Origin of the sequence: Leptolyngbya sp. PL-A3 (assembly GCF_039962325.1) — a bacterium.
GTDB lineage: Bacteria > Cyanobacteriota > Cyanobacteriia > Elainellales > Elainellaceae > Vacuolonema.
In genome coordinates this window covers 127581-137996 of sequence record NZ_JAMPLB010000019.1, presented here as the reverse complement: position 1 = coordinate 137996, position 10416 = coordinate 127581, and the positions used below count along the sequence as shown (strand labels likewise).

The 10416-nt window shown below is 49.8% G+C and carries 10 protein-coding genes; 3 read left to right on the top strand and 7 right to left on the bottom strand.

Annotation, left to right across the window (positions count from 1 at the left end; translation table 11 throughout):
• Positions 1-397: 397 nt before the first annotated feature.
• The 6 genes from NDI52_RS16345 to NDI52_RS16320 all read right to left on the bottom strand — a co-directional run bounded on the left by NDI52_RS16345 (position 398) and on the right by NDI52_RS16320 (position 6577).
• A complete protein-coding gene (locus NDI52_RS16345) occupies positions 398-847 on the bottom strand; it encodes an ATP-binding protein (RefSeq protein ID WP_190772094.1) in 450 nt (149 codons plus the stop codon).
• A 565-nt stretch (positions 848-1412) separates the two neighbouring features.
• Entirely contained in the window at positions 1413-1931 is a 519-nt protein-coding gene (gene purE, locus NDI52_RS16340; protein ID WP_190772095.1) for a 5-(carboxyamino)imidazole ribonucleotide mutase, read from the bottom strand.
• A 63-nt stretch (positions 1932-1994) separates the two neighbouring features.
• Complete coding sequence (locus tag NDI52_RS16335; protein ID WP_190772096.1) at positions 1995-2306, bottom strand: hypothetical protein; 312 nt, start codon at positions 2304-2306, stop codon at positions 1995-1997.
• Positions 2307-3427: 1121 nt separating this feature from the next.
• Complete coding sequence (gene thiO / locus NDI52_RS16330; protein WP_190772097.1) at positions 3428-5476, bottom strand: glycine oxidase ThiO; 2049 nt, start codon at positions 5474-5476, stop codon at positions 3428-3430.
• Positions 5477-5529: 53 nt separating this feature from the next.
• The gene (locus NDI52_RS16325; protein ID WP_190772098.1) at positions 5530-5904 is read right to left on the bottom strand and encodes a hypothetical protein; all 375 of its coding nucleotides are present in this window, start codon (positions 5902-5904) and stop codon (positions 5530-5532) included.
• A gap of 340 nt (positions 5905-6244) precedes the next feature.
• Complete coding sequence (locus tag NDI52_RS16320; protein ID WP_190772147.1) at positions 6245-6577, bottom strand: 2Fe-2S iron-sulfur cluster-binding protein; 333 nt, start codon at positions 6575-6577, stop codon at positions 6245-6247.
• Between the two features lie 111 nt (positions 6578-6688).
• On the opposite strand from NDI52_RS16320, the gene cimA reads away from it, so the two are divergent.
• Positions 6689-8362 carry a citramalate synthase gene (cimA, locus tag NDI52_RS16315; RefSeq protein WP_190772099.1) on the top strand — a complete coding sequence of 558 codons (1674 nt, stop codon included), beginning with the start codon at positions 6689-6691 and terminating at the stop codon, positions 8360-8362.
• A 12-nt stretch (positions 8363-8374) separates the two neighbouring features.
• Here the strand turns inward: cimA and NDI52_RS16310 are convergent, their stop codons facing one another.
• Complete coding sequence (locus NDI52_RS16310; protein WP_190772100.1) at positions 8375-8515, bottom strand: hypothetical protein; 141 nt, start codon at positions 8513-8515, stop codon at positions 8375-8377.
• A 103-nt stretch (positions 8516-8618) separates the two neighbouring features.
• Here NDI52_RS16310 and NDI52_RS16305 point away from each other — a divergent pair, with 103 nt between their 5' ends.
• Both NDI52_RS16305 and NDI52_RS16300 read left to right on the top strand, forming a co-directional pair.
• On the top strand, positions 8619-9620 hold the full coding sequence (locus NDI52_RS16305) for a glycosyltransferase (protein ID WP_190772101.1): 1002 nt from the start codon (positions 8619-8621) through the stop codon (positions 9618-9620).
• Between the two features lie 262 nt (positions 9621-9882).
• Positions 9883-10242, top strand: a complete 360-nt coding sequence (locus NDI52_RS16300) for a hypothetical protein (RefSeq protein ID WP_190772102.1) — start codon at positions 9883-9885, stop codon at positions 10240-10242.
• Positions 10243-10416 lie beyond the last annotated feature (174 nt).

The window sequence follows — 10416 nt, the reverse complement described above, 5'->3', positions numbered from 1 at the left end:
AAACTCCTGACCTCGGAACTCGACAAGATTTCCCCTGAAAGGGTTGCGTCATTGACGTCCTACGATTTCATTCTCGAAGCCCTATTTGGCGCAGCTTCATATTAAAACGGTATAAGGAGAAAAAATAAACCAACGTGATTGTTTTTCATCACGCTGACTCAAAAACTACTGAGGATTGTGTGTTGAATAATCTGTAATTAACCTCAGTTCGGGATAATCTGAGGTGCTCATTTTGGCGTGCGCTTTGTGCACGCCAAAATGAGCGTTTTCGAGTGCCGCGCGTTGCGCAGCACTCGAAAACGCCCTTAACACGAACTCAGGTGAATTACTTTTGAAGGAAGGGTGACAAATTCACCCCTCTCTCGAAAACAATTACAGGTTGCTTGATTGGTAATCCTTAAGACACTAAAGGCATTCGAACCCGGCTTTTGACCTGTTTGCAGAGCCTTAACTCCGTACCTTCAGCATTCCAATGAACCTGGTCAAAAACCTGATGCAAAATGTAAAGACCACGACCACATTCTTGCAAGGCTTCTAAGCGATTCTCAGAAGAAACTTCCTGGCAGCAACAGTCCGGAATAAACCCAGGACCCTGGTCTGCAATAATCCACCAATGCTCATCTTCTAGAATAAAAAACTCAACAACAACCGTTTTGTGGGGGTCAAGGTTATTGCCGTGTTTGGCTGCATTTACTAGGGCCTCTTGTAAGCCCAATCTCAATTCCGCCTTCCAGCGTTTCGGAACATCAGTCAGGAGCAGATCTAGAATCGGACCGAGGTGTAATGTGGAGGCAAAACTCATAGTGCCCCATCTACGCCCAACGGAACGAGGTGTGATTGCTATCACGCAAGAAACCCCTCTGCTTTAATGGCTGGATAGCTAATAGCTATGCTGTAATTCGATCCTAGCACACTATCTAGAGGGGTATCCAGCCCTAAATACCTCGAACCTTTATCCTACAAAGGTTGGATCATTTCTAAATGTGTTTAAACCTGGCCACCTCATCCATCAGAACTAAGGAGGCGTAAAACTACTGTCAGATTTTTAACATTTTCTACCTATAGACTGAGTTTGATAAGATTTAATCATGTTATCTGACTTCTGTGTAACCGTCTGAAGTAGCCGCATCTTAGATGCCTGTTTGAAAAGGCTTATTTTTCGTGCCCTTTAGGTACAAAAAATAAGCCTTTTCAAACAGCTTCTTAAAGTCCATTAAATCCTTTTACATTTCTTCTATTTCTCCATCAACCACAACCAGATTGGTTAAGCGTGAGAGGTGAAGAATTCCAAGTGCTTAGGACTAAACATAAAACTCAAAATGCTGCACCACCTGTTTTGTGGTCGATACAGCATTTTGAGTTTTATTGACTAGAACAGAATTCAGCACTCAACGATTTAAGGATGCAGGACACTACATCTGCTGAAGATAGGCTGTAGCGCCCAATTCTTGTAAGCGATCCTGCTTTGCCAGCACTGAATCTCGCAGGGTCTGACGATACTGCTGCACCTTTTCTAAAAGATCAGGTTGCTGTGCCGCCAGAATTTGTACGGCCAGCAGCCCCGCATTTTGGGCATTGCCGATCGCTACGGTGGCTACTGGAATGCCCGCAGGCATTTGCACAATGGAATAGAGGGAATCTATCCCCTGCAAGTGACGACTTGCCACGGGCACACCAATGACAGGAAGCGGTGTGAGAGAAGCTACCATCCCCGGCAAATGAGCGGCACCTCCAGCCCCGGCAATAATTACTTTCAGCCCACGCTGATGAGCCGTTTCTGCATACTCCACCATGCGGTGAGGGGTACGGTGAGCTGACACGATAGCAACATCGCAGGAAATGCCGAACTGATCACAAATAGCGATCGCCCCCTGCATGGTCGGGAGGTCAGAGTCGCTCCCCATAATGATACCGATGGGAGGTTGGGTCATAGCCAATCAAATAAAAATGGACAAGGCATAGAGCATGCCTTGTCCATTTTTTCAGCAAGTGGGTTACTCGTCATCCATGGCTGCAAACACCATGGCGCAAAAGACGAAAGCAACGACAAGGGGCATTGGGTTTTCAAACCACAGCCCCGTAGTAGCCGCGATCGCCGTCACCCCAGACACCGCTGCAAACCATAACCTTTCGACAGGGCTCGGTCCCTTCCTAGCCTTAATGACCTGGAGGGCTTGTGTAGGAATTGGCATCGGCATTACTCCATGGGGAGGGAATGCCCAGTATTCCCTGCGTTCCTGAAAGGGGTCAGTCCAACCGTTGTCCTGACACCATTCCTGAATCCAAACCATGCAATACTTATTCATTACCTACTCCAGATTAACCTTCAGGGAACCACCGCTGGTGGCCTACACTGCTACCTAGTGAGAATGGACCGAAAAGGCGATCGCACGACCTGCCCTGTCAAATTGTGAAAAAATTGCGACGAGATTTACCAATCATTTAGATTGCTCGTTCTTTGTACAGTATCAAATCCTTCACAAGCTAGGAGAGCGTAGTTATCAATCGTTACTTAATGCTTTGTTATGGAGAGTTGAGAGAGTACAATTACTCATTCACAATCGACTGCATAACCAAGCATTAGTTCTTATTTTTACGTTGGGATCGCTTTATTGCATGGGCCTTTAGCTAGACACCTTTAGGTAGAAATAATATCGAAGCACCCAAGAGCACGAGTTCTCACTTTCTGTAGTTAAGTCAATCTTAAGAAAACCAATCCAATCTAGAGCTGAAAGCGCCCCCAAGCAAGAGTTTTACACCTGATAGCGAGCTCAAGCATACCTCATATTATTTAGTTCTTAGGCATTTGTACTGATAGCTATACGCATCTTGTACCAAACCTCAAAGTTCTTATTCTTCCCCTGCAAAGTATTAAAATCAATGAGAGCTTTGAGTTTTGCGATCGCCTGTATTCATTACTCATAACCTAAGGATCACGAACAAAATAACCTGTAATTCTTGTTGTGAGAGGGGCGGCTTTGCCGCCCCTCTCACAACAAGAATTACACGTTAATAAATACGCGATCGTAATCATTAGACTGTCGGTGTGAATCGTTGCGCGGCTTCACTACGCCACAACTTACACCCTCAAAAACCGATTCATTCAAGCGGTCTACGCGCTGGAAATGTGGTGTGTCTCACACAGCGCACCTAACAACGAACAACGAAAGCGTACCGGAGTAGCGGGTTCGCGTCAGTCCTGATCGCTATACAGTTATTTTTCCAATGGGTGTAGTACGAGAGAGACGAGACCTCTCATTTCAAATCATTTCAAACATTTGAGGTGAGCCGGGCAATTACCCCACTCACCTCATAACTTAAAGCAGAAAAGCTGTTACTTAACCTGAGTTCGGGTTAAGTAACAGCTTTCGAGTGCCGCGCGAAGCGCACCGCCAAAATGAGGACTTCAGCTTATCCCAAACTGGGATTACTTACCGGTTACCAACCCGGTAGTTGGGGAACTAGCGCTGGCATTAGCAATCACAGGGATGCGCCCGGCCAAATAGGCAAGACGTCCGGCTTCAGCCGCAAGACCCATGGCTCGAGCCATAGCAGCAGGATTTTGGGCTTTGGCGATCGCTGTGTTAATTAGCAGTGCGTCTGCCCCCATTTCCATAGCCTGCGCTGCTTCGCTGGGTGTTCCAATGCCAGCATCTACCACGACAGGCACTCCAGCATTTTCAATGATGATTTGAATGTTAGCGGCATTGCGAATGCCCTGGCCTGAACCAATAGGCGATCCCAGAGGCATGACGGTAGCACAACCCACCTCTTCGAGCCGCTTCGCAAGCAGAGGATCGGCGTTGATGTAAGGCAGCACAGCAAACCCTTCTTTGACCAATTGTTCTGCTGCCTGCAGGGTACCGATGGGGTCGGGTAACAGGTAGCGAGAGTCGGGGATTACTTCTAGTTTCACAAAGTTGTTGTCCTCTTGTCCCAACAGCTTCGCCATTTCACGGCCCAAACGGGCAACACGAACGGCCTCCTCAGCCGTCTGACAACCGGCGGTGTTAGGCAGCATCCAGATGGTGTTCCAATCTAGAGCTTCGGCCAATCCTTCGTGGCCAGGAGCTTGGGTCTGAACACGGCGCACCGCTACCGTTACGATTTCACAACTACTAGCGACAACGCTTTGCCGCATCACCTCAAAATTGTCGTATTTGCCGGTCCCCGTCATTAAACGAGAGCGAAAGGTACGCCCAGCGATCACGAGAGGGGTATCGGTGACGAATTGCGCAGAGTTGACCTGGGAGCCCAACGTAGCGGGAGTGGCATGTTCCACAGGTTTAGATAAAGGAGAATTCACCATGGATGCGTCAGAGGAAGAAAAAGATAGATGGGTGGATGAGTGGATAGATGAAGGAGTCGTCGTAGGGGGGGCCGTGGGGATGGGGGAGAAAAATCGCTCCCAGGAAAATTCGGACAGAAGGGGTGAAGCTGTACGGCTCAGGATCCAGTCTGCCAAAAGTTGGGCCGTTATAGGGGCGAGAAGAATACCGTTACGGTAGTGGCCTGTGGCAAGAGACAGGTTCTCGCAGGGGCTAGGGCCAAGAATGGGCAGTTCATCGGGGGTGGCTGGTCGGAAACCCCACCAGCATTCCTGAATCGGGAGATGGGCGATCGCCGGAACCAACCGTGTTGCTTCCCCCATCAATTGCTGTAACCCTGCGGGCGTATTGTACGGAGCAAAGCCAACCGCTTCGTTCGTCGCACCTACTATAATGCGACCATCTCGACGGGGCACAATATAGGCTCCAGTGCCATATAACACCCGTTGCAGAGGCCGCTCAGCCATATCAGAGGGCGGTACTACCACTGAAAACATCTGCCCTTTCCGGGGCTGCACGGGAATCGGCAAGAGAGCTTGCGACCAGGCTCCTGCAGCCAGCACATAATGCTCTGCTTGTAAGGTACCTGTAGGGGTACGAATACCCTGCAAACGGCCCTGCCGCTGCTCCAGGTCTGTAACGTGAACCCCTTCATAGAGAGTCACGCCTAAAGATTGGGCCGTTGCCAGCAGGGCCTGGGCCAGTACCCGGTTGTCAACCTGTCCATCCTCTGGGAACCACCAACCGCCCACAACTTCGGGACTCAGCCCAGGTTGAGCCAGGTGGATAGCCTGTTGATCTAACCAACGCCGGGTTGGGTCAGACAACAATTCTGTCGACTCAGGTAGGGTATAGACCGGAGCCAGGATGCCACAGGATTGGTAACCGACATCTAACCCGCTTACATCTTCGAGTTTAGAAGTCCAATCAGGATACAGATTCCGGCTTTGCAGGGACAGATCGAGCATGGGGCCGGGCGGCAAGGCTTCAGCTTGAGGCGCGAGCATACCTGCCGCCGCATGGGAGGCCGCTTGAGAAAAATCGCGGCTCAAGACCGCAACGGAAGTGCCCCGTAACTTTAGTTCGACAGCGATCGCCAATCCGATCACACCGCCGCCAATAATCAAAACCTCATGTTTTGCCTGCATAACCCACTATTAATCTTTGAAACCCAAACCCACGCCGAATATTTCAGAAGGGCTTACCACATTGCTCGCACACCCCGATTCGTGGAATTTGTAGTTCCACCCGTTTGAGTATTACCACCCGTTGTCGAATACGTCGCATCGGATGGCCCTCCAACAGCGGCGCCATTGGTGCCATTGGTGCCATTAGCCGGTAGGGTGGTGGGCCTGCTCTGGGTAGACTGGGGTGCAGCAGGAACTTGCTGAGCTTCTTGGTTAGCCTGAGTTTCCGATTGCCCCTGGAATTCACCCCGGATAATCGGCGTCCCGATGATTAATGCCAGAGCCACGAGCACACCAAACCCAACAAGCCGCACCAGCCCGGTCGCCAACGTGCCTACTAGGGCAGCCAGCAATCCAAACACAATGAGCAGGGCGAGAATGTCTGCCATGATCCATCCTCCGTTAAATCACCACCTACCACCACTCATCATCGCGCAGATAGTAGGGTTGCGGGTACCAACTTTGGCATAGCTAGAAGAATCATTGTTGAGTTTTGTCCCTCTGAGAAGGGGCCGTGTTCTAGACCTATTGAATGGGATGGGAAGGCAAAGGCACTCTATGCCCTTGCCTTCCCATCCCATTCGTAGGGTGCATCCCACTTTTGCAAATTTGGAAACCCACTTTTGTAAGTAAGGCGGGCGAAGCCCGCCTTACTTACAAAAGTGGGATGCACCCCATTCATAAGAATTACGGGAACGAAATTCAACAGAACAAATCGGAGCAAAATTTTTAGGGGGTATGAACTGGGCGATCGCTCTGCCCCCAAAAACCGTCATACTTAGTAACACGAACATTACCCAGCACGCTGACCTGACAGGCCAACCGTCGGTTTTGCGTGGGATCATGGGGTGGCAACGATAAACGGCCCCGCTCTCGCCAACCCATTTCCGATACCTCTCCTTCGATCTCGACCGCACACGTACCGCAGGTGCCGATACCATGGCAATTAATCAGACGAGCCTGGCTATTATAAAGGTCAATCCCCTGTTGTAATAGAACGTGGCGCAAGTTTTCGCCCATTTCGCACTGAAATGTTCTTCCTTGAGCTGTAACCTCAGGCATCATGCCCCCTTGAATCGTTTGATAGCGAGTTGCGTCGGGTAAGATGTCGCTTTCTCCTGTTGCAGTGTACTGCTGATTCCTAAATTAATTCCTCCATCCAACACCGTTACCATGACCACTCAGGATTCCGCACCCAATACGATCTGGATCTACGACACCACCTTACGGGATGGGGCCCAGCGGGAAGGACTGTCCCTCTCCCTGGAAGACAAGTTGCGAATTGCGCGGCAACTAGATCAACTGGGAATTCCCTTTATTGAAGGTGGGTGGCCCGGGGCGAATCCGAAGGATGTGCAGTTTTTCTGGCAACTGCGCGAAGAACCTCTTTCACAGGCAGAAGTGGTAGCCTTCTGTGCAACCCGACGACCCGGACGGACCGCCGAGAGCGATCCCATGCTGCAACCCATTCTCTCAGCTGGAACACGGTGGGTCACTATTTTCGGAAAATCGTGGGATCTTCATGTCACAGAAGGGCTGAAGACTACCCTGGAAGAAAACCTGGCCATGATCACCGATACCCTCTCCTATCTACGGAGCCAAGGACGGCGAGTGATTTACGATGCCGAGCACTGGTTTGATGGGTACAAGGCTAATCCAGAGTATGCGTTAGAGACCTTGAAGGCAGCGATCGCAGGCGGTGCAGAATGGCTCACCCTCTGTGACACCAACGGGGGAACATTGCCCCACGAAGTCGGCGAGATTGTACAGAAGGTCAGCTCCTTTCTTCAGAATTCAGATGTGAAGGCTTTGTCTCCCGATGCCAGCATTCAGGTTCAAATTGGCATCCATACTCACAATGACTCTGGTACAGCGGTTGCTAATGCCCTTACGGCTGTTATGGACGGAGCCCGGATGGTTCAGGGCACCATCAACGGCTACGGGGAGCGCTGCGGTAACGCAAACCTTTGCACGTTGATTCCGAACCTGCAATTAAAGCTGGGCTATTCCTGCATTACACCCAATCAGCTCGCGACCCTCACCGACTCCAGCCGATTGATTAGCGAGATTGTTAATCTGGCCCCCGACGATCATGCACCTTATGTGGGTCTGTCTGCCTTTGCCCATAAAGGCGGTATTCACGTCAGTGCCGTCGAGCGTAACCCCATCACCTACGAACACATCTCGCCTGACTCCATTGGGAACCGCCGTCGGATTGTAATCTCTGACCAGGCGGGGTTAAGTAATGTGCTGTCGAAGGCCCGCAGTTTTGGCATTGAGCTAGACAAAGACGCACCCACCTGCCGCCAACTCCTACAAAATCTGAAAAACCTGGAGAACGAAGGCTACCAATTTGAAGCGGCAGAAGCCAGCTTTGAGCTGCTGATGCGTGAAGCGTTGGGACAGCGAGAATCCTTCTTCAATGTGAAAGGTTTCCATGTGTACTGCCAACTATTGCCAGATAGCACCTGGGGTACGGATTCTCGCGCGACAATCAAGGTCATCGTAGGGGGCGAGGAAATTTTAGAAGCAGGAGAAGGGAATGGCCCAGTTTCAGCCCTAGACTCTGCCCTGCGTCGAGCTTTGAAAAACTTTTATCCTGAAATTGTCTCCTTCCACCTGACTGACTATAAGGTGCGGATTTTGGACGGGACTTTGGGAACCTCGGCCAAAACCCGAGTCTTGGTGGAATCCAGTAATGGCCATCAACGTTGGACGACTGTGGGCGTCTCCACCAATATCATTGAAGCGTCCTATCAGGCCGTTGTCGAAGGGCTAGAGTACGGGCTGATGTTACAGCACCGAGCCAAAGTCGCATTGGAAACTTCAACCGTACTTCCTGAATAACTGGAGGCCATTCTATTGATCGTCACCGCCCTGGTCGGAATCCCCGCCTCGCCGCCAGGGAAGCTTCGTACCCATTTCTGTCATCGCTGAGAGAAACAGATAGCCGATCAGGACGGCAGCTCCTCCCAAAAACATTCCCCATTCGCTGTCCATCTTCACCCCTAACACCATGAGTAATCCAATCCAATCTGCATCCTATTGGTGGGGATGGCTTTATCCCTCCTACCAATAGAGTTTTATTCGCTTGGAGCATTCCATGAGGACATTGTATTTCCTGCTTCCGGGTACAGGCGGAAAGTTCGCCTGCGGAGGGCTATGGGCAGAACTAAAAACCCTCAAAATGGCCCAAAAAATTTGCCCAGCAGAAGTCGTGACCTATCGGCAGCGGGAAAAGGACACGTTATTTCTGGATGATGTGTTGCAGCAACCCAATCTGGACAATGTGATCTTTGTATTGAGTTGGGGGTTTGATGTGCCTAAGTTGGCGGCACGAGTGCGATCGCACCCCACCATTTATCACGCCCACAGCGCTGGCTATGGCTTTCAGCTTCCCGCCTCTGTCCCAATCATCACCGTTAGCCGCAATACCCTGGGTTACTGGGGGCAGAAAGCACCCAATAACCTGCTGTATTATCTGCCCAATGAGATTTCTGATAGCTTTCAAAATCTCAACCAGGAACGGGACATTGATGTCTTGGTTCAGGTTCGCAAGTCATCTCGATATCTCCTGAACCAATTGGTTCCTGCTTTGCAGCAGGTTTGCAATGTTTATGTTGTAGACCACTATATAGAGGACTTACCCGGCTTATTTAATCGAGCCAAAGTCTATCTCTACGACTCTGCCGAGTATTGGGCACTGCAAGGAGTGAGTGAGGGATTTGGGTTACAACCCTTGGAAGCTTTTGCCTGCGGCTGTCAGGTTTTTTCAAGCCTCAATGGAGGGCTTTCCGATTACTTAGATCCCGGTTTCAACTGTCACAAAATTGCTGGATATTCTCTGGCGTTTGATACACAAAGAATTCTTCGAGTTTTAGAAAATTTCGAGCCGTCTAAAGCCCCCGAATTATTTTTAGAGGAATATAGAACCCCTAATATTCTTCAGAAATTGCAGCTTATTTTACAGGATATCAATCAATTCTTTGACCACCAACATCGTCATGCCTCAGATATCCCCAGTTTTACGAAGACTCGCCTCTTCAAGCTCTCATTGGAAATGATGTGGCAGAAGATACAGAAACGTTACCTACATTCCCGATAGGCCTTGCGTTATTTTAATATTAGAGAGGTGAAGGTCTGCTTCACCCTGTCTGGGTGATGTACGGTCTTATCTCAGGTTCTACCTTTATCAACGATTAGTCGCTTCAGCATATACGCGTTCAATTTAGCACCCGTATCACTATGTCGAACGGATGATGCCTTCGTTAGCCTATTTCGGGAAACTGAGTAGAGCAAACCAGGTCATCAGGAACAGGGAAATCGGCATCATGCTTGAGCTTTGTACTATTTACTCAGGTTGACACATGCCAGAGCAGGAACGAACCATTAGACTTTCTGAATTTTCAGATGAAGCCCTTCTTGAAATATGCCGGGCCGCAGATGTAATTGCCTGCGAATGTCCTGGATATGTCGCTCGTATTTTACGCCAAGTAAAAGCTTTTCGAAGCTATACCTTAACGTGCATTGATCAGTTTCCGGAAGATACGGATACCCATCAGTGGTTAGCATCTCAAGCCCAAAAGGTTGAAGAAATTCTGTGGGAAACGATGGTCGACTTGATGCGGAAGGAAAAGCTAATTGGCGAATCCGATGAGGTTCTGCTCGATAGCCTCTCTGAACGGGCTCGGGCGATCGCCCTTCAACAAATTGGCGGTTCTGTCTAAACCATTTATCCTGTTCAACAAAAGGAGAGGGGCAGTGCAGTGCACCGTCCCTCTCCTTTTACAAATCACAACCTTTAAGAGTGTTTTCTTATGCGCTTCGCGTATGAGAAAGCAACCCTTCAAGCGAGTTTTACAGCGCTGTGCACGTTGATTAAGTACGGTGGTGGGTGGCAC